At 59.4% G+C, this 21,532-nt stretch carries 19 protein-coding genes and 1 pseudogene; 7 read left to right on the forward strand and 13 right to left on the reverse strand.

Annotation, left to right across the window (positions count from 1 at the left end; translation table 11 throughout):
• Positions 1 to 46 precede the first annotated feature (46 nt).
• Positions 47 to 958: a LysR family transcriptional regulator gene (locus AB4N84_RS04950; RefSeq protein ID WP_460045438.1), complete on the forward strand. Its 912-nt coding sequence runs from the start codon at positions 47 to 49 to the stop codon at positions 956 to 958.
• Here the strand turns inward: AB4N84_RS04950 and AB4N84_RS04955 are convergent.
• Positions 871 to 2,118 carry an MFS transporter gene (locus AB4N84_RS04955; RefSeq protein WP_460045439.1) on the reverse strand — a complete coding sequence of 416 codons (1,248 nt, stop codon included), beginning with the start codon at positions 2,116 to 2,118 and terminating at the stop codon, positions 871 to 873. The genes AB4N84_RS04950 and AB4N84_RS04955 overlap by 88 nt on opposite strands.
• Positions 2,119 to 2,206: 88 nt before the next feature.
• On the opposite strand from AB4N84_RS04955, the gene AB4N84_RS04960 reads away from it, so the two are divergent.
• The 3 genes and pseudogenes from AB4N84_RS04960 to AB4N84_RS04970 all read left to right on the forward strand — a co-directional run bounded on the left by AB4N84_RS04960 (position 2,207) and on the right by AB4N84_RS04970 (position 3,795).
• Positions 2,207 to 3,001 (forward strand): AraC family transcriptional regulator, encoded by a 795-nt coding sequence (locus AB4N84_RS04960; protein WP_460045441.1) that lies wholly within the window; start codon positions 2,207 to 2,209, stop codon positions 2,999 to 3,001.
• Positions 3,002 to 3,068: 67 nt separating this feature from the next.
• Positions 3,069 to 3,380, forward strand: a pseudogene (locus AB4N84_RS04965) (hypothetical protein).
• 103 nt (positions 3,381 to 3,483) lie between these two features.
• Positions 3,484 to 3,795 carry a hypothetical protein gene (locus tag AB4N84_RS04970; protein ID WP_460045442.1) on the forward strand — a complete coding sequence of 104 codons (312 nt, stop codon included), beginning with the start codon at positions 3,484 to 3,486 and terminating at the stop codon, positions 3,793 to 3,795.
• Positions 3,796 to 4,232: 437 nt separating this feature from the next.
• On the opposite strand, the gene guaA is transcribed toward AB4N84_RS04970, so the two are convergent.
• From guaA to AB4N84_RS04990, 4 genes are all read right to left on the reverse strand, one after another.
• Positions 4,233 to 5,810, reverse strand: a complete 1,578-nt coding sequence (gene guaA / locus AB4N84_RS04975) for a glutamine-hydrolyzing GMP synthase (protein ID WP_460045444.1) — start codon at positions 5,808 to 5,810, stop codon at positions 4,233 to 4,235.
• A 100-nt stretch (positions 5,811 to 5,910) separates the two neighbouring features.
• Positions 5,911 to 7,380: an IMP dehydrogenase gene (gene guaB, locus AB4N84_RS04980; protein ID WP_074752819.1), complete on the reverse strand. Its 1,470-nt coding sequence runs from the start codon at positions 7,378 to 7,380 to the stop codon at positions 5,911 to 5,913.
• A gap of 88 nt (positions 7,381 to 7,468) precedes the next feature.
• Entirely contained in the window at positions 7,469 to 8,056 is a 588-nt protein-coding gene (locus tag AB4N84_RS04985) for a sugar ABC transporter ATPase (RefSeq protein WP_460045446.1), read from the reverse strand.
• Between the two features lie 72 nt (positions 8,057 to 8,128).
• Positions 8,129 to 8,914 carry a sulfite exporter TauE/SafE family protein gene (locus tag AB4N84_RS04990; protein WP_460046937.1) on the reverse strand — a complete coding sequence of 262 codons (786 nt, stop codon included), beginning with the start codon at positions 8,912 to 8,914 and terminating at the stop codon, positions 8,129 to 8,131.
• Positions 8,915 to 9,154: 240 nt separating this feature from the next.
• On the opposite strand from AB4N84_RS04990, the gene xseA reads away from it, so the two are divergent.
• The 3 genes from xseA (at position 9,155) to leuA (ending at position 13,500) form a co-directional block, all read left to right on the forward strand.
• Positions 9,155 to 10,534 (forward strand): exodeoxyribonuclease VII large subunit, encoded by a 1,380-nt coding sequence (gene xseA / locus AB4N84_RS04995; protein ID WP_460046938.1) that lies wholly within the window; start codon positions 9,155 to 9,157, stop codon positions 10,532 to 10,534.
• A 3-nt stretch (positions 10,535 to 10,537) separates the two neighbouring features.
• On the forward strand, positions 10,538 to 11,380 hold the full coding sequence (locus tag AB4N84_RS05000) for a peptidoglycan DD-metalloendopeptidase family protein (protein ID WP_460045447.1): 843 nt from the start codon (positions 10,538 to 10,540) through the stop codon (positions 11,378 to 11,380).
• A gap of 434 nt (positions 11,381 to 11,814) precedes the next feature.
• Positions 11,815 to 13,500 carry a 2-isopropylmalate synthase gene (gene leuA, locus AB4N84_RS05005; protein WP_460045449.1) on the forward strand — a complete coding sequence of 562 codons (1,686 nt, stop codon included), beginning with the start codon at positions 11,815 to 11,817 and terminating at the stop codon, positions 13,498 to 13,500.
• A 209-nt stretch (positions 13,501 to 13,709) separates the two neighbouring features.
• On the opposite strand, the gene AB4N84_RS05010 is transcribed toward leuA, so the two are convergent.
• The 8 genes from AB4N84_RS05010 to hisS all read right to left on the reverse strand — a co-directional run bounded on the left by AB4N84_RS05010 (position 13,710) and on the right by hisS (position 21,511).
• Positions 13,710 to 14,117: a hypothetical protein gene (locus AB4N84_RS05010; RefSeq protein ID WP_460045450.1), complete on the reverse strand. Its 408-nt coding sequence runs from the start codon at positions 14,115 to 14,117 to the stop codon at positions 13,710 to 13,712.
• A 120-nt stretch (positions 14,118 to 14,237) separates the two neighbouring features.
• Positions 14,238 to 14,672 (reverse strand): hypothetical protein, encoded by a 435-nt coding sequence (locus AB4N84_RS05015; RefSeq protein WP_460045451.1) that lies wholly within the window; start codon positions 14,670 to 14,672, stop codon positions 14,238 to 14,240.
• Between the two features lie 58 nt (positions 14,673 to 14,730).
• Positions 14,731 to 15,522 carry an amidohydrolase gene (locus AB4N84_RS05020; RefSeq protein WP_074752826.1) on the reverse strand — a complete coding sequence of 264 codons (792 nt, stop codon included), beginning with the start codon at positions 15,520 to 15,522 and terminating at the stop codon, positions 14,731 to 14,733.
• Complete coding sequence (locus tag AB4N84_RS05025; RefSeq protein ID WP_074752827.1) at positions 15,510 to 16,658, reverse strand: pyridoxal phosphate-dependent aminotransferase; 1,149 nt, start codon at positions 16,656 to 16,658, stop codon at positions 15,510 to 15,512. The genes AB4N84_RS05020 and AB4N84_RS05025 overlap by 13 nt, the downstream gene beginning before the upstream one ends.
• 119 nt (positions 16,659 to 16,777) lie before the next feature.
• Positions 16,778 to 18,247 (reverse strand): ribosome biogenesis GTPase Der, encoded by a 1,470-nt coding sequence (gene der, locus AB4N84_RS05030; RefSeq protein WP_346829290.1) that lies wholly within the window; start codon positions 18,245 to 18,247, stop codon positions 16,778 to 16,780.
• Between the two features lie 152 nt (positions 18,248 to 18,399).
• The gene (gene bamB / locus AB4N84_RS05035; protein WP_074752829.1) at positions 18,400 to 19,551 is read right to left on the reverse strand and encodes an outer membrane protein assembly factor BamB; all 1,152 of its coding nucleotides are present in this window, start codon (positions 19,549 to 19,551) and stop codon (positions 18,400 to 18,402) included.
• On the reverse strand, positions 19,544 to 20,185 hold the full coding sequence (locus AB4N84_RS05040) for a YfgM family protein (protein WP_460045453.1): 642 nt from the start codon (positions 20,183 to 20,185) through the stop codon (positions 19,544 to 19,546). Before AB4N84_RS05040 ends, bamB begins: the two co-directional genes overlap by 8 nt.
• Before the next feature lie 36 nt (positions 20,186 to 20,221).
• Positions 20,222 to 21,511: a histidine--tRNA ligase gene (hisS, locus tag AB4N84_RS05045; protein WP_074752831.1), complete on the reverse strand. Its 1,290-nt coding sequence runs from the start codon at positions 21,509 to 21,511 to the stop codon at positions 20,222 to 20,224.
• Between the last annotated feature and the right edge of the window lie 21 nt (positions 21,512 to 21,532).

Below are 21,532 nucleotides of genomic sequence, written 5' to 3' on the forward strand. Positions count from 1 at the left end.
ACAATAACGACTTCCCCCGATCACTGCTTTGAGGCTGCTAACAGTCATGGACCGTATTCAAGCGATGCAGGTTTTCGTACGTGTGGCTGAAGCAGGAAGCTTTATCCAGGCGGCGGAGACGCTTTCTTTGCCGGCCTCGACAGTTACCAGCAGCGTTAAAAATCTTGAGAAGTACTTGCAGGTGCGCCTGCTGAACAGAACAACGCGGCGGGTCAGCCTGACGCATGAGGGCGCTCAATATCTGGCGCAATGCCGGGAAATATTGGAGCTGATCGAACACACAGAGACCAGCCTGACGGATTCCGTAAAACGGCCACAGGGACGTTTGCGTGTCGATATGCCGGGTGGCATTGCACACTTCATCGTCATGCCAAACCTGCAAGACTTTTACAGGCGCTACCCGGATATCTACCTGATGATAGGCGTCAACGATCGGCAGGTTGATCTGGTTCAAGAGGGTGTCGATTGCGTTATTCGTACAGGCGAGCTCAATGACTCAACGCTCGTTGCGCGCCCACTCGGCCGGTTTCGCTGGGTTACGTGTGCTTCTGTCGCCTATCTCGAAGAAAACGGTATTCCGCAAACTCCGCAAGATTTGTCTCACCACCGGGCCATCCATTACTTCTCGGGCCGCGCAAGGCAAGCAGGCGAAATGCGCTTCGCCCGTGGCACCGAGAAAATCTCAGTCCCGGTGAACGGCACTGCGGCAGTCAACGAGACCGGGCTTTACATCAAAATGTGCCTGGAAGGCTTCGGGCTGGTGCAGCTCGCTGAAAACGTGGTCAGCGAGCATCTGCGAGAAGGGCGGCTGGTCGAAGTGCTTGCTGACTGGCAGCCCGCATCGGTTCCTGTGCACCTGCTATACCCGCATCAGCGCTTTTTATCGCCAGCTGTGAGCGCATTCGCTGACTGGATTGCTGGGCTTGTTCGCGACGATGACTCAGCAGATTCAAGTTGAACGTTGCGCCCGGCCAGCATGCCGGTGAATGCGCCGGCTACGGAGATTGCGGCTGTGATCAGCAGCGGTGCTGTCCAGCCACCGGTCCAGTCGTGCAGTTGGCCCAGCAGCAATGGGCCTGCGGCTGCCATCAGGTAGCCGACGCACTGCGCCATTCCTGAAAGTGCCGCCGTGTCACCGGCATTTTTTGTGCGCAAGCCGATGAAGGTCAGGCCGAGCATCATGCTGGCACCAGAGCCGAAGCCCAGGACCGCGGCCCACAACATGGCGTAGTCTGGCGCGTAAATGAGCCCGATCAGGGATGAGGCGGTTAACAGGCTGACGGTAGCGGCTGCCAGTTTCTGGTCTTTGAGACGGCGAAGCGTGGCCGCCAGAATCAAGCCGGGAATGGCCGTGGTCAGTTGAAGCGTGCCGTGTACCGTGCCTGCTTGCTCCGGGGATATGCCATGGTCCATCAGAATGGTCGGCAGCCAGCCGACGGCGACATAAAAAGGCATCGCGTTCAGCCCCATGAACAGTGTGACCTGCCATGCCAGCGGCGAACGCCAGACGGCCACGGTTGGCGCTTGTTTCGGACCTGACAGATTTACGTGTTCGTGTTTTTTCAACTGCGGCAGCCACACCACCAGCGCCAACAATGGGGCTGCGACCAACAAACTCAGGGCAATCGGCCATCCCCATGATTGGGTCAGCGGAATTATTACGGCTGAACCGACAGCGCCTGCTGCGCCCATCGTGATGGAATAAGCGCCGGTCATGGACGCCATTTTTGTCGAGAAGTCGCGTTTGATCAGGCCGGGCAGCAGCACGTTGCCCAGGGCGATCCCAGTGCCTATCAATATCGTACCGGCGTACAACGCCCACGCGCTGCCTGTGGAGCGGAGCAGGATGCCCGCTGAAATGACCAACAGTGCACCGAAAAGCGTGCGCTCGATGCCGAACCTGCGGGCGACCGATGCGCTGAGCGGGGAGAAGGCGGCAAAGGCAAGTAATGGCAGTGAAGTAAGCAGGCCTAGAGCTGAGGCGCTCAAGCCAAAAGCATTCTGGATCAGCGGCAAAACGGGCGCGATGCTGGTAAAGGGAACGCGCAGGTTCACGGCGATAAGCAGAATGCCTGCGACGAGCGCGATGGCATGCCACTTGTTTTTTGTATGTGACATATTCTTTATCTGTCCTCTTAAAAGAAGACAACTGTAGAGAACTTCAGAACTGTCTAATATAGATATCAAGACACCTGATACCTAAATTATGCCAAGCTCAAAAAATGTCGTTTCCTCGCCGGAAGATTTCGATTCAGACCTTTTCGCCCAGGCAGCGATTGCCCTCAAGGTTGCGCCTGACCTCAATGATTCGGGTGCCCGCCCGCATGATCATCGCAAAGGCCAGCTGATCCTGTCTTTGCATGGCGCAGTGAGCTGTGAGGTGCAAAATGCACTATGGCTTGTCCCTCCCCAGCACGCCGTATGGATCCCGGGCGGCACGCCGCACAGTTGCCGAGTGACCGAAAACGCCCGGACCTGCTTTCTGTTCGTTGAGCCCGGTGCGGCAGCCATGCCTGAAGAATGCTGCACGGTTGCCATTACGCGCCTTGTTCGGGAGATGATCTTGCATCTCGCTGAACAGGAACCCGCTTACCATTCCGAGGGCAAGACAGCGCGGCTGGTTGCAGTGCTGCTTGAGCAGCTTTCCGATGCTCCGCTGAAAGAGCTGCATTTGCCGATATCAGACCACCCCAAGATCAAACAAATCGCGGATACGCTCTTCTCCGATCCAGGCGACCGAACCACGTTGCGCGAGTGGGCCACTCGTCTTGCAACCAGTGAACGAACGCTGGCCAGGCTTGTAGAAAGCACGACCGGGCTGAGCTTCGGACGCTGGCGCCAACAGTTGTATTTGATGATCGCACTGAGCCATTTGGCGGAGGGGGTATCCGTGCAGCGTGTGGCGGGTATTCTGGGATATGACTCTGTTAGTGCCTTCATCACGATGTTCAAGAAAGCCCTGGGTAAACCGCCTACACAGTATTTTTCCTCGCTACGTTAGCGCTCTGCAGCGCTAATATGGGGTCAACAGGGCACAGTCCGGGGCGCTCATGGACATGGAGAATGTGATGTTGCTGACTCGAAATCAGTTGTTGGGCCTGAGCCTTCTGGCAGTAGTTGGGGGCTGTACCCCTTTTCAACCGCCACCCGAGGACTACACACTGTGGTAGAAAAAGGGGGTAACCCAATCGGGCGTCGACAACGCCATGCGTGCTTGCGGGTATACCAATCTTGATGGCGCGGGAGACACCTCGCCGATTGATGTTGTGCTGACGCGGTTCTACTGTATGAAGGACGCAGGGTTCAAGCGCAGGGATAATCTCGACCTGTGCAAGCTAGGCCGCATTGGCGAGTCGCCGGTGTGCGAAGGCCGCCGGTAACGATTGTTCGCACACTCCGCGTGGGAATGCGCAGGCCCGTCTAGAAAGAGTCAGACGACGGCGTATCACATGCTTTCCGAGTCATACCATCAGGGAAGACGCCATGTTTACCAGGAACCTGCTGTTGAGTTTTTGCGCGTTGTTAATGATCGGCTGCACAGGTAGGGGCTTTCAACCGCCGCCGCCGGAATTTACCAATTGGAAAAAAAGCGGGGTCTCGCAAGAGGGTGTCAAGAGCGCTATGACCGCATGCGGCTATACCAACCTTACAGGGACGGGGGACACGACGCCTATTGACGAGGTACTCACGCAGTTTTATTGCATGAAAGACTCCGGTTTCAAGCGCACAGATAACATTGACCTGTGCAAGGAAGGCCGCATCGGCGAATCGCCGGTGTGCGAAGGCCGCCGGTAACCCATCAGCAAAAGAAAGCAAGGAATGAACGATCTACGCAACGGACTGTACGGCACTACACTTGTATTGGCGGCATCAGCGCCGAGTGGTTGCACCACCTAGACCGCTATCAACGGCGAGCCTGGGGTGAACATGGGGACGGCAATCAAAAGGTGCTCGCCGTGGTCAGCCACGGCAATATCGTGACCAAACAGATCGATGGCCAAGGCTTCCGGGCGGAGAGTTACTCGAAGTGGAGACTGGCAAACAGTTACTGCTGACATCTGCTCGGCGAAGCGTTCTCGATACCATGTCGGCATTCCTTATCCGGGACATGGTATCGATCTAGCGCTCTCAAATACTTACGATGTGCGCCATTAAAAACGCCATTGATAACGTAGCAAACATCACTATCTATTCTTATTTTTTAGATAAAAATCAAATAGTTGCGAATCAGCCTACTCCCACTCAATCGTCGCTGGCGGCTTGCTCGACACGTCGTAGGTGACGCGGGAGATGCCTTCGATTTCGTTGATGATGCGGCCGCTGACGGTTTCCAGCAGTTCGTAAGGCAGGTGTGCCCAACGTGCGGTCATGAAGTCGATGGTTTCTACGGCACGCAGGGCGACGACCCAGGCGTAACGACGGCCGTCACCGACCACGCCGACCGATTTGACCGGCTGGAAGACGACGAAGGCCTGGCTGACTTTGTGGTACCAGTCGGCTTTGCGCAGTTCTTCGATGAAGATGTGGTCAGCGCGACGCAGCAGGTCGGCGTATTCCTTCTTCACTTCGCCGAGGATGCGCACGCCCAGGCCCGGGCCCGGGAACGGGTGGCGGTAGACCATGTCGTACGGCAGGCCGAGTTCCAGGCCCAGACGACGGACTTCGTCCTTGAACAGTTCGCGCAGTGGCTCGACCAGTTTCAGGTTCATTTCTTCCGGCAGGCCGCCCACGTTGTGGTGCGACTTGATCACGTGAGCCTTGCCGCTCTTGGCGCCAGCGGACTCGATCACGTCAGGGTAGATGGTGCCCTGAGCCAGGTACTTGATGTTATCCAGCTTGCTCGATTCGGCATCGAACACGTCGATGAAGGTACGGCCGATGATCTTGCGCTTCTTCTCTGGGTCGGCTTCGCCTTCCAGGTTGTTGAGGAACTGCTCTTCAGCGTTGGCGCGGATCACCTTGACGCCCATGTTCTCGGCAAACATGGCCATCACTTGCTCACCTTCGTGCAGGCGCAGCAAACCGTTGTCGACGAAGACGCAGGTCAGTTGATCGCCAATCGCCTTGTGCAGCAGCGCTGCTACGACGGACGAGTCAACACCGCCGGACAGACCCAGCAGGACGTTGTCGGTGCCGACTTGCGCGCGGACCTGAGCGATGGCGTCTTCAGCGATCTTGGAAGGGGTCCACAGCGCTTCGCAGCCGCAGATGTCGAGGATGAAGCGCGACAGGATGCGACCACCCTGCTTGGTGTGGGTCACTTCCGGGTGGAACTGCACGCCGTAGTAGCCACGGGCGTCGTCGGCCATGCCGGCGATCGGGCAGCTCGGGGTGCTGGCCAGGATGTGGAATTCGGACGGCATCTTGGTGACCTTGTCACCGTGGCTCATCCATACGTCTAGACCGAACAGGCCGTCAGCGTCGATGTGATCTTCGATGCCGTCGAGCAGACGGCTCTTGCCGACGACGTCGACACGGGCGTAACCGAATTCACGCAGTTCGGAACCTTCGACCTTGCCACCCAGTTGTTCAGCCATGGTCTGCATGCCGTAGCAGATACCAAAGACCGGAACGCCCAGGTCAAACACGGCTTGCGGGCAGCGCGGGCTGTTGGCTTCGTGCACGGACTCGGGGCCACCGGCGAGGATGACGCCTTTTGGAGCGAATTCGCGAATCGCTTCGTCGTCCATGTCGAACGGGTGCAGTTCGCAATACACACCGATCTCACGCACGCGGCGGGCGATCAGCTGGGTGTACTGGGAACCGAAGTCGAGGATCAGGATACGGTGGGCGTGAATGTCGAGGGCCATGAGTCATTCTCGTCGAAAATCAGAAACAAGACGGGGCTGTAATGAACAGCCCCGCTACACAATTCTTGAAACGCGCCCGGTTTATCAGGCGCATTTCAGATCAACCTACGCGATAGTTCGGCGCTTCCTTGGTGATCTGCACGTCGTGAACGTGAGACTCGGCCATGCCAGCGCCGGTGATGCGGACGAATTCAGGCTTGGTGCGCATTTCCTGAATGTCGGCGCTGCCGGTGTACCCCATGGAAGAACGCAGGCCGCCCATCAGTTGGTGAACGATGGCAGTCAGCGAACCCTTGTAGGCCACGCGACCTTCGATACCTTCCGGCACCAGCTTCTCTGCACCTTCCGATGAGTCCTGGAAGTAGCGGTCCGAAGAGCCTTGCGCCTGGGACATTGCACCCAGCGAACCCATGCCACGGTACGCCTTGTAGGAACGACCCTGGAACAGTTCGATTTCGCCCGGCGCCTCTTCGGTACCGGCGAACATCGAACCCATCATCACGCAGTAGGCACCGGCCACGATGGCCTTGGACAGGTCACCGGAGAAGCGGATGCCGCCGTCGGCGATCAGGGGAACGTCGGTGCCTTCAAGGGCCGATGCAACGTTGGCGATGGCGCTGATTTGCGGAACGCCAACGCCGGCCACGATACGCGTGGTGCAGATGGAGCCAGGACCGATGCCGACCTTGACGCCGTCAGCGCCCGCTTCGACCAGTGCACGTGCAGCAGCGCCGGTGGCGATATTGCCGCCGATGACCTGGACGTCCGGGAAGTTCTGCTTGACCCAGCGAACGCGGTCGATCACGCCTTTGGAGTGACCGTGGGCGGTGTCGACGACGATAACGTCAACGCCGGCGGCGACCAGGGCGCTGACGCGCTCGCCGGTGTCTTTACCGGTACCAACCGCAGCGCCAACGCGCAGACGACCTTGATCGTCCTTGCTGGCCAGTGGGTAGGCTTTGGATTTCTCGATATCCTTGACGGTCATCATGCCCTTGAGCGCGAACTTGTCGTCGACGATCAGGACTTTTTCCAGGCGGTGCTTGTGCAGCAGGTCGCGGACTTCGTATTTGTCGGCGCCTTCGCGAACAGTGACCAGACGCTCTTTGGGCGTCATCACTTCACGAACAGGGATGTCCATCCGGTTTTCAAAGCGTACGTCACGAGAGGTCACGATGCCGACGAGCTCGCCGTCGTGCAGGACCGGTACACCGGAAATGTTGTGTTGACGGGTCAGTTCGAACAGATCACGAACGGTGGCATCCGCCTCGATGGTGATCGGGTCCTTGACCACACCCGCTTCGAACTTCTTGACCTTGCGCACTTCGGCAGCTTGCTGCTCGACGGTCATGTTCTTGTGGATGATGCCGATGCCGCCTTCCTGAGCCATGGCGATCGCCAGACGGGCTTCAGTGACGGTGTCCATAGCGGCGGAAACAAGGGGGATGTTCAGTTCGATGCCACGGGTCAATCGGGTTTTCAGACTGACTTCGTTGGGAAGCACCTCGGAATAACCGGGCACAAGGAGAATGTCGTCGAATGTAAGGGCTTCTTGGCTGATACGCAGCATCGCTGGGCTCCCGAGCGGGAAAATGGAAGCGCGCCATTATACCCAGACACCTGCTCTTGCTCAATGTAAAGATCAGTCTATTTAATAATCAGAATGATCGACCCGCTCTATCACCGATTTCTGCATTTATAATGCGGACTTTGACGAAGGAAACCGGACGATCCAGACGTTCGGCGAATTCTTCCAGAAAGCTCGCCTTGAAGCCGGCGTCCAGCCAGTCATTGAAAATGAAGCCCAGGTTGGAAAAGCCGCACGGGTCCAAGAACAGAAAGCCGTTGATGTCGTCTTCATGTCGACATTCCGGGCAGATGAAGTTGTCGGTGTGGCCCGGCATCCATTCCTCCAGACTGTCGAACAGCGCTTCACCGATCTCCCGCCGACACTCAGGGCAACCGGCCTCCTCCTTGAAACCCTGCTGCGGGGTATAGATGCAGCGCTTGAGCACGATTTCCAGGCCATTGACCGCCTGACCGTAGGGCAATGCGTCCGGGTGTTCGACAAAACGCCGCGCACCGGGCGCGATGGCGTACGCCATGCGGTTGAAACTGCGCCCGCAGGTGGTCAACGACTCTTCCACCACGTCCAGCTTCACCAGCCAGCGCAGGATCGCCCGCGCCTTCGCTTCATGCGCAGGAAAGCTGGAGATTTGCGGGACGATGATGCTTTGGGTGTTCATGACGGGCCTGTCTGACGTTTGATCGGGGGCGGCAGCTTAATACCACCGGTGATGACGTCAAGTATGGCTGCCTCAACCGGCAAGATAACGACCGATGAGCGTCATCCCGCTGAGCAGCACCATCCAGGTGACCAGGCGCACGAACATCTCCCGCGAAATGCGCATGACCAGACGCCGACCGATCCACGAGCCGATGATCATCGCTGGCAGCAGGCACACTGCAAGCAAGAGCAGGGAGACTTGCGCGTACACGCCTGTGACGACGAACAGGCTCAGGCGCACGACGGTGCTGCAACTGATCAGCGCGTTTTGCGTGGCGCGGGCCTGTGTCTTGTCGGTCAGGCGGCCGTTGAGGTAGATCGCATATAAAAAGCCGCCACTACCAAACAGCGCCCCGAACAACCCGCCCACGGTGCCCATCGGAATTGACCAGCCTGCCGACAGCTGGGTTGGGCGCACCTTCACGGCAAGGCTGTAAACCGAATAACCGATCAGAAACAAGCCCATTAGTAGCAGCAGCACGTCAGACTTGAGGTTGAGCAAGAACAGCACACCGAGCGTACAACCCACCGCCATGCACGGCACCATGCGCAGCAGCTCGGCGCGCACCACCGATTGCCGGGACGGCAGTAAATGACTGAATGCGGCAAGGAAATCCAGCATCACCAGCAGCGGGATGATTCGCGACAACGGCATGAAGTGAATCAGGACGGGGCCCGCCACCAGTGCAGTTCCGAAACCGGCGATGGCGAACACCAGATAGGCGGCGATAACACCGGTCTCTATAAACAGCCAGTCGGTCGGGCTCAACCCCAACTGAGTGAAAGCACCCGACAACTCGGTGAGGGTGGTGAGCATCATGTCTTCCATGGATGAACGGCGGCCCACAGAATATCCCGGGACGCAGGATGGGTCAGCGGATATTCAGGGTTGAATACAGATCCATCTGTAGGAGCGAATTCATTCGCGAAAGACGTATCAGGCGAGAGATATCTATTGAATGTACCGATCAATCGCGAATGAATTCGCTCCCACAGGGCTTTCTGCGTCATCTATTAGTCTGGTGACCCTGGCCCCAATGCCTTTATCATGCCCGGCATGATCAAAGACCCCTTCGCAAGACTCGGCCTTGACCGGGAAGTCCTCACTGTCAGCCAGCTCAACGGCCGCGCGCGCGTGCTGCTGGAGGATGTTTTCGCCAGCATCTGGGTCGAGGGGGAGATTTCCAACCTGTCGCGCCCGGCGTCCGGTCACGTGTACTTCACGCTCAAGGACACAGGCGCCCAAGTGCGTTGCGCGTTGTTCCGCAGCAACGCTGCGCGCGTGCGCCAGGCGCTGAAAGACGGGCTGGCGGTAAAGGTGCGGGGCAAGGTTTCGCTGTTTGAAGGTCGCGGCGACTATCAGTTGATCCTCGACACTGTCGAACCCGCAGGTGACGGTGCCCTGAGGCTGGCGTTTGATGCACTGAAAGAAAAACTCAGCGCCGAAGGACTGTTCAGCGCCGAGCGCAAAGTCGCCCTGCCCTTGCACCCTCAACGGATCGGCATCATCAGCTCGCCGACCGGCGCCGTGATTCGCGACATCATTAGCGTGTTTCGCCGTCGCGCGCCGCAGGTGGAACTGACACTGATTCCCACCGCCGTCCAGGGCCGCGAAGCCATCAACCAGATCGTTCGTGCGCTGAAACTGGCCGACGCTCGCGGCTTCGACGCCTTGATCCTCGCCCGCGGCGGCGGCTCGCTTGAAGACTTGTGGTGCTTCAACGAGGAAGCCGTCGCCCGCGCCATCGACGCGTGCGTGACGCCGATCGTCAGCGCGGTCGGTCACGAAACCGACGTGTCCATCAGTGACTTCGTCGCCGACGTTCGCGCGCCCACGCCCTCCGCTGCGGCAGAACTCTTGGCACCCGATTCCAGCGACCTGCACCGTCGCGTCGACAGCCTGCAACGGCGGTTGATCAGCCGTATGCAGGATCGCCTGATGCGAGAGCGATTGCGCCTGGACGGCATCTCACGGCGCTTGCGTCATCCGGGTGAACGTCTGCGCCAGCGCGCTCAACGCCTGGACGATCTGGACATGCGCATGCGTCGTGCCTTCGAGCAGCAGATGCACAAACGTCAGGTGCGCATGAGCCACCTGGAAAGCCGTCTGGCGGCGCAACATCCAGGACGCACGCTGGCGTTCCTGCGCCAGCGACTGGCGGTACTGGCCGAACGGCTGCCGCGTGCGATCAGAGAAAACCTCAAGACCCGCCACCTGCAGCTGCAAACGCAGGTGCAGACACTCAACGTGGTGAGCCCATTGGCGACGCTGGGACGCGGTTACAGCATTCTGCTGGACGAGCGCGGCAAGGCGATCCGGACCGCCGAACAGACTCACACAGGCCAGCGCCTCACCGCGAAACTGGCCGAAGGCGAACTGCACGTGCGCGTTGAAGACAACCACCTGACGCCCGTCACCCTTTCTCTTCTGGATTGACCGATGCTGCCCTCGATCTCCCGTTCCCTGGCTGGCGTCGCGCTGGCCCTCTGCGTGACGCTGCCCGCTCACGCCGACAGCTACATTTCTCGCCTGCTGAACAAGCCCGTGCCCGGTGGCGTGGCGGTGGTTGATCTCGGTCCGGCCGCTCAGGCGCCAAAAGCAACCTGGCAGGGCAAGCCGGTGCTCGTGGTCAAGGATCAGGACGCCCGCTGGCTGGCCATTGTCGGCATCCCCCTGACGATCAAGCCCGGCACGTCCCAGCAGGTGAACAGCGGGGGTCGCTCTTTGCCGTTTGTCGTGGCCAGCAAGAAATACCCCGAGCAGCACATCACCCTGAAAAACAAGCGTCAGGTCAATCCAAACCCGGATGACCTGAAACGCATCGAACAGGAACTGGACGTGCAAGTGCGCGCCTACCGAAGCTTCTCGCCGGGCACGCCGAGCAACCTGTTGCTGGACAAACCGGTCGATGGCCCGTTGTCGAGCAAGTTCGGCGTGCGCCGTTTCTTCAACGGTGAGGAGCGCAACCCGCATGCGGGTCTGGATTTCGCCGTCCCCGCCGGTACACCGATCAAGTCACCCGCTGCGGGCAAGGTCATCCTGATCGGCAATTACTTCTTCAACGGCAACACGGTGTTCGTCGATCACGGGCAGGGCTTCATCAGCATGTTCTGCCACATGTCGAAAATCGACGTGAAAGTCGGCGATGCCGTACCTCGGGGCGGCGTGGTGGGGCGCGTCGGTTCGACCGGTCGCGCAACGGGCCCGCACATGCACTGGAACGTCAGCCTGAACGATGCACGCGTGGACCCGGCGATTTTTATCAATGCGTTTCAGCCGTAGCCCAGAGACTCGCGGGTCTGAATTCTGTAGGGGCGCGCTTGCCGGCGATTGCGATCCGTCAAGTCAGCTAAGTGTTGCCTGACACAACGCAATCGCGGGCGAGCGCGCTCCTACGAATGGCCGAGTTGCGCAGACCGAAACAGCCCGGCAATAAAATCGCGAAAAACCAAGATATCCAGCCGATAAATCTCATGAGGTTCGGGCTATCGAAAACTTCTCCCAATTTTTTTCAACTGCTTGCCACCTTTCACCCCATTGGTTACGGTTGATCACATGAAAGCCTCTCAAACCCTCATTCTGCTGCGTCAACATCGCTGCCTCAGTCTCGTCAGTGCACGACTGCCAGGCTAAATCGCGGTGCCTCGACGCTACACCTCGGATTTATCGGCTGGCCGACTTCTCTCGGCCCTGAGTACAAATAAAGGACTGCTCCCATGACCATGCTCAAAGATCCCTCGCAGAAGTATCGCGCGTTTCCAGTCATCGACCTGCCTGACCGCACTTGGCCTTCCAAGACCATCACCGAGGTGCCGATCTGGTGCAGTTCCGACCTGCGTGATGGTAACCAGTCGCTGATCGAGCCCATGGATTCGGTCAAGAAGCTGCGCTTCTGGAAGACCCTGGTACAAGTCGGTGTGAAAGAAATCGAAGCCTCGTTCCCGGCGGCCTCCCAGACTGACTTCGACTTCGTGCGTACCCTGATCGAAGACGGCCACATCCCGGATGACACCACCATTCAGGTGCTGACCCAGGGTCGTGAGGACCTGATCGCGCGCACCTTCGAATCCCTGCGCGGCGCCAAGAAAGCCATCGTCCACCTTTACAACGCCACCTCCCCGTCCTTCCGTCGTATCGTCTTCAATCAGGATAAGGACGGGATCAAGGCCATTGCGGTCAACGCCGCCAAGCTGTTCGTCAAATACGCCGCACAGCAGCCGGAAACCCAGTGGCAGTTCGAGTACTCGCCTGAAACCTTCAGCGCCACCGAGCTGGATTTCGCCAAGGAAGTCTGTGACGCGGTGATCGAAGTGTGGAACGCCACGCCACAGAACAAGGTGATCCTCAACCTGCCGGCCACCGTGGAAGTCGCCACCCCGAATATCTATGCCGACCAGATCGAGTGGTTCTGCCGCAACATCAGCCGTCGTGACAGCGTGATCATCAGCCTGCACACCCACAACGATCGTGGCACTGGCGTGGCAGCGACCGAACTGGGCCTGATGGCCGGTGCAGATCGCGTCGAAGGCTGCCTGTTCGGCAACGGCGAACGTACCGGTAACGTCGACCTGGTAACGGTCGCCCTGAACATGTACACCCAAGGCCTGAACCCGCAGCTGGACTTCTCCGACATCGACGGCGTGCGCAAGGTCGTGGAGGAGTGCAACCAGATTCCGGTTCACCCGCGTCATCCGTATGTCGGCGACCTGGTCCACACCGCGTTCTCCGGCTCCCACCAGGACGCCATCCGCAAAGGTTTTGCCCAGCAGAAGGAAGGCACACTGTGGGAAGTCCCTTACCTGCCCATCGACCCGGCCGACATTGGCCGCAGCTACGAGGCGGTGATTCGGGTCAACAGCCAGTCCGGCAAAGGCGGTATTACCTACCTGTTGGAACAGGAATACGGCATCTCCCTGCCACGTCGCATGCAGATCGAATTCAGCCAGGTGGTACAAGGCGAAACCGACCGTCTGGGCCTGGAAATGAGCGCTGAGCAGATCTACTCGCTGTTCAAGCGCGAATACCTGCAAGCCAACAAACCTTATGCATTGGTGAGCCATCGTCTGCAGGAAGAAAACGGCCACAGCGCAGTGGAAGTCGAAGTCACCGGCAAAAGCGACAGCGAGACCAACCTGCACTGGCGCGGCAAGGGCAACGGTGCGCTGGAAGCACTTGTGGCCGGCTTGCCAGTCAGCGCAGAGATCATGGACTACAACGAGCACGCCATCGGCGCAGGCACCACGGCCAAGGCCGCTGCCTACATCGAACTGCGTGTGAACGGCGAGCGTGCGGTACACGGCGTGGGCATCGATGAAAACATCACCACCGCCAGCTTCAAAGCCCTGTTCAGCGCACTGAACCGTGCATTGTCCCAAGCGGAGGACGCTGCGAAAGCCGCGTGATCTGAAGCCTGATTTTGCCCCTTGTGGGAGCGAATTCATTCGCGATGCGGTGTTCAAGACGATACAGATTCGTCGACTGGACTGGCCTCTCGCGAATGAGTTCGCTCCCGCAGAGCCGAAACAACCGCTCAGATAACCGTTATATACGCGCTACAAAAAAGGCCCTGAAGTGAAGACTTCAGGGCCTTTTTTTGTTCGCGTGGATTAGATCACGCGGTGGTTTTGACTGTGCCTTTCATCAATTCCAGCAGCGCGGCCTGCTGCGCGCTCAGTTGCGCCATCGTGCCGGAAATCTGCTGTTGGATGGCCAGCACCTGCGTGGCCTTCTCTTGATCAGGCGCCTTGCTGTTCTGAGCAACGGCCAATTGCTGCTGCTGTTGCTGGAGGATCTTCTGGGTCTGCTTGATCTGCTCCTGCAACTGCTTGATGGCCTGCTCTTGCGGCGAACCGCCGCTCTCCGCCTCGCCGGACTTGGAAGCGCCTGGCGATTGATACACATTGCCGCGCAGGTTCACGCTGGCGGTCGTCGCATCGCTTTTGGTGGACTCATCATTCTTGAAGCCAGCCGTGAATACGCTGGAGTAAGCACTCAACGAACTGGTGTTGATAGTGGTCATGATCAAACTCCTGTTTAGTGCACTTTGTATCGGCCGGCTTACACAGAACTGAAGGTCGTCTTTCATGCGCGCGCAGAAGCGCCCCACGGCGTCAACCGTGGAGCGCTTCTCGTCGACGTGTTAGGCGGTGGTGTTGATGCTGCCGGACTTCTGCAGTTGCACCAGCGCCGCTTCTTGAGTGGCCAGGCTGGCGGTGGTCGTCGAAATTTGGCCTTGAATGGCCATCACGCGCTGGGATTTTTCTTCGTCGGAGCCTTTGCTCGCCTGAGCCGCGGCCAATTGCTGTTCTTGCTCCTGCAAGCGCTTCTCGGTTTCCTTGATCTGCTGCTCAAGCTTCTCGATCGCCTGCTCGCTTTCGCTGGAAGAGTCCGAGCTGCCGCTGGCGCCGCCTGCAGCCGGTGCGCCGCCTGCAGCGCCCGAGGCTGAGGTCGAAGCCGCAGCAGCCGTGGTCGACGTGTCGTCGCTGTCGGCCGTCGCGGTCGTGGTGTCTTTCTTGACGGCGACGGTGAAGGTGCTGGAGTACGAAGTGAGTGAGGACGCGTTGATGGTGGTCATACCGATCTCCTGTTTTGGTACAACGCTATCGACCGAGCCCCCCTCAAACTCTATGAACTTAGTGTATCTCGAATGTATCAGCGTCGAGATATGCCGGGAATTTCTGCCGGTACGCCGCCAGGCTTTCGGCAGACAGGCTGACGTGGAAAACACCGTCGGCCTCGCCGATGTTCAACAGACTCTCGCCCTGAAAATCCAGCACCTGACTGTCGCCGGTGTAGGCAAAGCCTTTGCCGTCGGTGCCGATGCGGTTCACTGCCGCCACGTAACACAGGTTCTCGATGGCCCGAGCGGGCAACAGACGGTTCCAGTGTTGACGGCGGGCCCCCGGCCAGTTGGCGGTGTACAACAGCAAGTCGGTGTCGCGCGCGTCTCTGCTCCAGACCGGGAACCGCAGGTCGTAGCAAATCAGCGGACGAATCCGCCAGCCTTTGAGTTCGAACTGCACCTGGCGCTCACCCGGACTGTAATGCTCATGCTCACCCGCCATGCGGAAGAGGTGGCGCTTGTCGTAGTGCAGGAGCTCGCCGTCAGGCCGCGCCCATAACAGGCGATTGCGATGACTGCCATCGGCCGACCGCACAATGACGCTTCCGGTCACGACAGCATTGATGCGCTTGGCCTGCGCCAGCAGCCACTTGGACGTCACGCCGTTTTCGGGCTCGGCGAGTGCTTCGGACTCCATCGAGAAGCCGGTGGTAAACATCTCCGGCAGAATCACCAGATCGGCACCCTGCGCCTGATCCAGCAAATCCTCGAAATGCGCGTGGTTGGCTTTGCAGTCGTGCCAGACCAACGTGGTCTGTACCAGGGCGATGTTCAGGTTCGGCAGATCGCTCAGATCGCGCATAGTTTTTCCGCTGCCTGACGCAACGTCTCCTCTCGCTTGGGAAAGCACAGCCGGATGATGCGCTGGCCTTCAGGCGGACTCTGATAGAACACGGAGATAGGAATACTCGCGACGCCATGCTCTCGGGTCATCCACAAAGACATCTCGACGTCGTTCAGGTCCGGACGGATCTGCGAGTAATCGACCAGTTGGAAGTAAGTCCCTGCGGCTCGCGTGAAGGTGAAACGCGACGACTCCAGTTGATCACAGAAGAAGTCCCGTTTGGCTTGATAGAACGCGGGAAGCTCTTCTACATGTTCAGGACATTGCGCCATGTAGTCAGCCAAGGCCCACTGCAGAGGCGTCACACCGCAGAACCCGACAAACTGGTGGACCTTGCGCATTTCGGCGGTCAGCGCAGGTGGCGCGACCAGATAGCCGGTTTTCCAGCCCGTGACGTGGTAGGTCTTGCCGAAGGAGCTGACCACGAAGGCGCGCTGATACAGCTCTTCATGGGCAAGCACGCTGGCATGCTTCACGCCGTCGAACACCAGGTGCTCATAGACTTCATCGCTGACCAGATAGATGTCGCGATCCCGGATCAGGGCCGCCAACTGGTCAAGCTCGTCACGGGTAATCAACGCACCACTGGGGTTGTGTGGCGTGTTGATAATGATCATGCGGGTACGAGGGCTCAGCGCGGCATTGAGCTTTTCCCAGTCGATGGAGAAATCACCGTCCTTGAGTTGCACGTGCACACAACGACCGCCCGCAAGCTCCACCGAGGGCTCGTAACTGTCGTAACTCGGATCGAAAACGATCACTTCATCGCCTGCGCGTACCACGGTCTGAATCGCGCAGAAAATCGCGTGGGTCGCGCCCGGGGTGATCGTGACCTCGGTATTCATGTCGACCTGACGCCCATAGGATCGGGCGATCTTGGCGGCCACCTGCTCCCGCAATGCCGGCAGGCCGGTCATCGGTGCGTATTGGTTGTGACCGTCCATGGTGTGACGGCAGAGGGCCTCACGCAGTGCGTCGGGCCCATCGAAATCGGGAAAACCCTGAGAAAGATTGATCGCCCCGGTTTCGGCTGCAAGCTGGGACATCACGGTAAAGATGGTGGTGCCAACGTTCGGCAATTTGCTGGTGATCATAGGGTTTTCCTGCTCCACACCCGGCTCCAGAACGGCACGGGGACTCGCAGGATAGCCCATACGGCGAACACAAAAAAAGGCGCCAAAGGCGCCTTTTTCGAAGAAAGACCATTACAAAATCAGCGCTTGTCCTTGCGCTTCTTGTCGGCCTTCTTGTGGTGCGACATCAAGCGACGCTTCTTGTTGACCTGACGGTCGGTCAGCGTGTTCTTGTTGCCTTCGTACGGGTTCTCGCCACCTTTGAACTCGATGCGAATCGGCGTACCCACCAGCTTGAGCACCCGACGGTAGGTGTTTTCGAGGTAGCGAACGTAAGACTTCGGTACCTTGTCGACCTGGTTACCGTGGATCACGATGATCGGGGGGTTGGCGCCGCCCAAGTGGGCATAACGCAGTTTGATTCGACGGCTGGCAACCATCGGTGGCGCGTGCTCGCTGACGGCATCTTCGAGAATCTGCGTCAGGCGGCTGGTCGGCCAGCGGGTCACGGCAGATTTGAACGAGTTCTGAACCGACTGGTAGAGGTTACCCACGCCCGTGCCGTGCAGCGCCGAGATGAAGTGGATGTCGGCGAAGTCGACGAAGAACAACCGGCGTTCCAGCTCGGTCTTCACGTAGTCGCGTTCGCTCGGGACCATGCCGTCCCATTTGTTCAACGCGATGACCAGTGCACGGCCCGCTTCAAGGGCGAAGCCCAGCAGGTTCAGGTCGTGGTCCACCACGCCTTCGCGGGCGTCCATGACGAAGATCACCACGTTGGCGTCTTTGATCGCCTGCAGGGTTTTCACCACCGAAAACTTTTCGACTTCCTCGTGGATCTTGCCGCGCTTGCGCACACCGGCGGTGTCGATCAGCGTGTACTTCTCGTCGTTGCGCTCGAACGGGATGTAGATGCTGTCACGCGTGGTGCCGGGCTGGTCGTAGACGATGACGCGGTCTTCGCCGAGCATGCGGTTGACGAGCGTCGACTTGCCCACGTTCGGACGGCCGATGATCGCGATCTTGATACCGTCTTTCTCGCTCGGGCCCGGGATGCGCTTGGCTTCTTCGCCTTCAGCAACGTCCTCTTCTTCACCCTCTTCCACTTCGTCCGCGTCTTTCGGGAATTCGCTCAAGGCGATTTCCAGCATCTGCGTGATGCCGCGACCGTGTGCACCGGCAACCGGAATCGCGTCGCCCATGCCCAGTGGCGCGAACTCGGCGCGGGCCATGTCAGGGTCGATGTTGTCGACCTTGTTGGCGACCACGTACGAGGTCTTGTTGCGCTTGCGCAGGTGCTCGCCAATCATCTGGTCGGCGGCGGTGAAGCCAGCCTTGGCGTCCACCAGGAACAACACGACATCGGCTTCTTCGATGGCCAGCAGCGACTGCTCGGCCATCTTTTCGTCCATGCCGTGCTCATCACCGGAAATACCGCCGGTGTCGATCAGGATGTAGGTACGCCCTTGCCACTTGGCCTCACCGTATTGGCGATCACGGGTCAGACCGGACAAGTCGCCGACGATGGCGTCGCGAGTCCTGGTCAGGCGGTTGAACAAGGTGGACTTGCCGACGTTCGGTCGACCCACCAGGGCGATTACGGGAACCATGCGGCTCTCCACTTCGTTATTTCAGAAAATACAAAAGCCGCTGCAAGGCAGCGGCCGGAGTTCGGAGCGGCACCCGAAGTGCCGCAAGCCCCGTCAGAGCGGGGCTGCCCGAGGAAAGCCGGTTGGCTGGCCTCCTCAAGCATAGACAGCCACTACTTGATCGTCAGGGCTTCCAGCTTGCCGCTGTTGCCGAAGACGTAAATGGTGTTGCCCGACACCAGCGGGCGTGCACGCAGGCCGTCGCTGTCGATCTTTTCACGGCCGACGAAGTGACCGTCAACCTGACTCAGCAGGTGCAGGTAACCTTCCATGTCGCCCACCGCTACGTAGCTGGAGAACACTTCCGGCGAACCCAACTGGCGGCGAGCCAGCGAGTCGTTGCTCCACAGCGCGGTGGAAGAACGCTCATCGACGCCTTCAACCGTGCCGTTGGCCAGGGAAACGTAGACGCTGCCAAAGCCCTGGGCAACGCCCGAGTAGCTCGATGCATCACGCTGCCACAGCACACGGCCGCTCTGCAGCTCCAGACCCGCGACACGGCCTTGATAGGTCGCGACGTAAAGGGTCGAGCCGGACAACAGCAGGCCGCCATCGATGTCGACCACGCGGTCCAGTTCGGAACGACCTTGCGGAATCGCTACGCGCTGCTCCCAGACCGGCACGCCATTGCTGATGTCCAGTGCCACGACCTTACCGGTCGACAGGCCTGCAATCGCCAGCTGGTTGGTGACAATCGGAGCACCGGTGCCGCGCAGAGTCAGAACCGCAGGACTGCTTTCGTAGATCCAGCGCTGATCACCGGTCACGGCATCGTAACCGATGACCTTGTCGTCCTGGGTCTGAGCGACCACTACGTCACCGTTGGTGGCCGGCGAAGACAACACTTCGCTGGTCGCCTTGGCTTTCCACTTCTGCTCGCCGGTGGCTTCGTCGAGGACGATCACCTCACCGCGCAGGGTGCCGAGCATGACCATGCCAGAACCCACGCCGACCGCGCCGGAAACAGGCTGCTCGAGCTCTTTCTTCCAGACCACGTCGCCGTTGCTACGGTTGATCGCCATGACCAGACCGTTGGCATCAGCTGCGTAGATGTTCTCGCCGTCGATGGCCGGAACCAGCATGTTGTAGATGTCGCCCTGGCCGTCACCGACCGAACGGCTCCACAACTTTTGCAGGACCACTTCTTCTTTGAAGTCGGTCAGCTCGGCCGGAGGCAATTCCTTTTTGGTGTTGCTGCTGCAACCCGCGGCCAAAACGGCCAGAGCCAGCAATGCTGCATGTTTCCAACGAATCACGTCACGCATCCCCTTTCGCCAGATCGTCGAGCTTCATTTGCAAGCCACCCACTGCCGCTTCCTCGGACAGCGCAGCCTTGGCCTTTTTGTATGCAGCATAAGCATCGTCGGTACGACCCAGCTGAACCAGCAGATCACCGCGCAGCTCTTCACGACTGGCCGCGAATGCCTTGTCGACCTGAGCGTCGAGCAGCTTCAGCGCGTCTTCTGCCTTGTTCTGTGCGGCGAGCACGCGAGCCAGACGCTGACGGGCGATTTCGCCCAGTGTCGGGTTGGCTGGCTTGTCATTCACCGCTTTCAATTCGCTTGCAGCATCGTCCAGCTTGCCGGTTTCGACCGCGACCTTGGCCACGAACAGGCTGCCGTACTGTGCGTACGGGGTGCCACCGAATTCGCTTTTCAGCTTGCCGGCAATCTCCGCGACACGACCGGCATCGGCCTGACCACTTGGGGTCAAGGCTGTTTCCAGCAACTGTTGATACAGGGCCGAAGCACCTTGTGCCTGGTTGTTCTGATAGCGGTGCCAGGCTTGCCAGCCCAACACAACGATCACCGCGAGCAGACCGCCGGTGACCAGGGGCTTGCCGTTACGCTGCCACCAGTCTTTTACCGCCGCCAGCTGTTCATCATCGGTACTCGACACCCCAATACTCCTATCTAATTCGGCTGTTTATCAGCTTCAACCCTGCACGATGCAGGTGGCCAGGTGCTCGGAAAGAGCATCCCAGGCAATATTTTGTTGTTCGCCCTGACCGCGCAGAGGCTTGACGCCCACTTCCTTGCGGGCCAGCTCTTCATCGCCCAGGATCAGCGCATACAGCGCGCCGCTCTTGTCGGCTTTCTTGAACTGGCTCTTGAAGCTGCCAGCTCCGGCGTTGACCTGCAGACGCAGGTTCGGCGCCTGATCACGCAGACGCTCCGACAATGCCAGCGCGGCCAACTCTGCGGCTTCGCCAAAGGCACAGACGTACACGTCGATCGTGCGCGAAATCTCTTCCGGGATCTGCTCCAGGGTTTCCAGCAGCAGCACCAGGCGTTCGATGCCCATAGCGAAGCCAACGCCGGTGGTCGGCTTGCCGCCCATCTGCTCGACCAGGCCGTCGTAACGACCGCCCGCGCAGACGGTGCCCTGAGCACCCAGTTGATCGGTGACCCATTCGAAAACGGTCTTGCTGTAGTAATCCAGGCCACGGACCAGTTTCGGGTTGATCACATAAGGAATGCCTGCCGCGTCGAGACGCGCCTTGAGGCCTTCGAAGTGAACCCGCGACTCTTCGTCCAGATAGTCCGCCAACTTCGGCGCATCGACCAGCACAGCCTGGGTTTCAGGGTGTTTGGTGTCGAGCACGCGCAGCGGGTTGGTTTTCAGACGGCGCTGGCTGTCTTCGTCCAGCTGTTCGAGGCGGGCCGAGAGGTACTCGACCAGCGCTTCGCGGTAGCGTCCACGCGCTTCGCTGGTGCCAAGGCTGTTGAGTTCGAGCTTGACCGCGTTGCGGATGCCCAGCAGGCCCCACAGGCGCCAGGTCAGCACGATCAGCTCGGCGTCGATGTCCGGACCGTCAAGGTTGAACACTTCACAGCCAATCTGGTGGAACTGGCGATAACGGCCTTTCTGTGGACGCTCGTGGCGGAACATCGGGCCGATGTACCAGAGCTTCTGCACCTGGCCGCCGCCGGTGATGCCGTGCTCGAGCACCGCACGGACGCACGCCGCCGTGCCTTCAGGGCGCAGGGTCAGCGAGTCGCCGTTACGGTCGGCGAAGGTGTACATCTCTTTCTCGACGATGTCGGTGACTTCGCCGATAGAGCGCTTGAACAGCTCGGTGAACTCGACGATCGGCATGCGAATCTGGCGATAACCGTAGTTATCCAGCAGACGCGATACGGTGCCTTCGAAGTAGCGCCACAGTGGCGTCTGGTCCGGCAGGATGTCGTTCATGCCACGAATGGCTTGCAGGGACTTACTCACAAAAATTCCTTGGAAACTGGG

The sequence above is a fragment of the Pseudomonas sp. S2_H01 genome (genome assembly GCF_054668305.1).

Coding starts and splice junctions, on each gene's coding strand:
- AB4N84_RS04950 (WP_460045438.1), top strand. CDS start 47: ATGGACCGTATTCAAGCGATGCAGGTTTTCGTACGTGTGGCTGAAGCA.
- AB4N84_RS04955 (WP_460045439.1), bottom strand. CDS start 2,118: ATGTCACATACAAAAAACAAGTGGCATGCCATCGCGCTCGTCGCAGGC.
- AB4N84_RS04960 (WP_460045441.1), top strand. CDS start 2,207: ATGCCAAGCTCAAAAAATGTCGTTTCCTCGCCGGAAGATTTCGATTCA.
- AB4N84_RS04970 (WP_460045442.1), top strand. CDS start 3,484: ATGTTTACCAGGAACCTGCTGTTGAGTTTTTGCGCGTTGTTAATGATC.
- guaA (WP_460045444.1), bottom strand. CDS start 5,810: ATGGCCCTCGACATTCACGCCCACCGTATCCTGATCCTCGACTTCGGT.
- guaB (WP_074752819.1), bottom strand. CDS start 7,380: ATGCTGCGTATCAGCCAAGAAGCCCTTACATTCGACGACATTCTCCTT.
- AB4N84_RS04985 (WP_460045446.1), bottom strand. CDS start 8,056: ATGAACACCCAAAGCATCATCGTCCCGCAAATCTCCAGCTTTCCTGCG.
- AB4N84_RS04990 (WP_460046937.1), bottom strand. CDS start 8,914: ATGCTCACCACCCTCACCGAGTTGTCGGGTGCTTTCACTCAGTTGGGG.
- xseA (WP_460046938.1), top strand. CDS start 9,155: ATGATCAAAGACCCCTTCGCAAGACTCGGCCTTGACCGGGAAGTCCTC.
- AB4N84_RS05000 (WP_460045447.1), top strand. CDS start 10,538: ATGCTGCCCTCGATCTCCCGTTCCCTGGCTGGCGTCGCGCTGGCCCTC.
- leuA (WP_460045449.1), top strand. CDS start 11,815: ATGACCATGCTCAAAGATCCCTCGCAGAAGTATCGCGCGTTTCCAGTC.
- AB4N84_RS05010 (WP_460045450.1), bottom strand. CDS start 14,117: ATGACCACTATCAACACCAGTTCGTTGAGTGCTTACTCCAGCGTATTC.
- AB4N84_RS05015 (WP_460045451.1), bottom strand. CDS start 14,672: ATGACCACCATCAACGCGTCCTCACTCACTTCGTACTCCAGCACCTTC.
- AB4N84_RS05020 (WP_074752826.1), bottom strand. CDS start 15,522: ATGCGCGATCTGAGCGATCTGCCGAACCTGAACATCGCCCTGGTACAG.
- AB4N84_RS05025 (WP_074752827.1), bottom strand. CDS start 16,658: ATGATCACCAGCAAATTGCCGAACGTTGGCACCACCATCTTTACCGTG.
- der (WP_346829290.1), bottom strand. CDS start 18,247: ATGGTTCCCGTAATCGCCCTGGTGGGTCGACCGAACGTCGGCAAGTCC.
- bamB (WP_074752829.1), bottom strand. CDS start 19,551: ATGCGTGACGTGATTCGTTGGAAACATGCAGCATTGCTGGCTCTGGCC.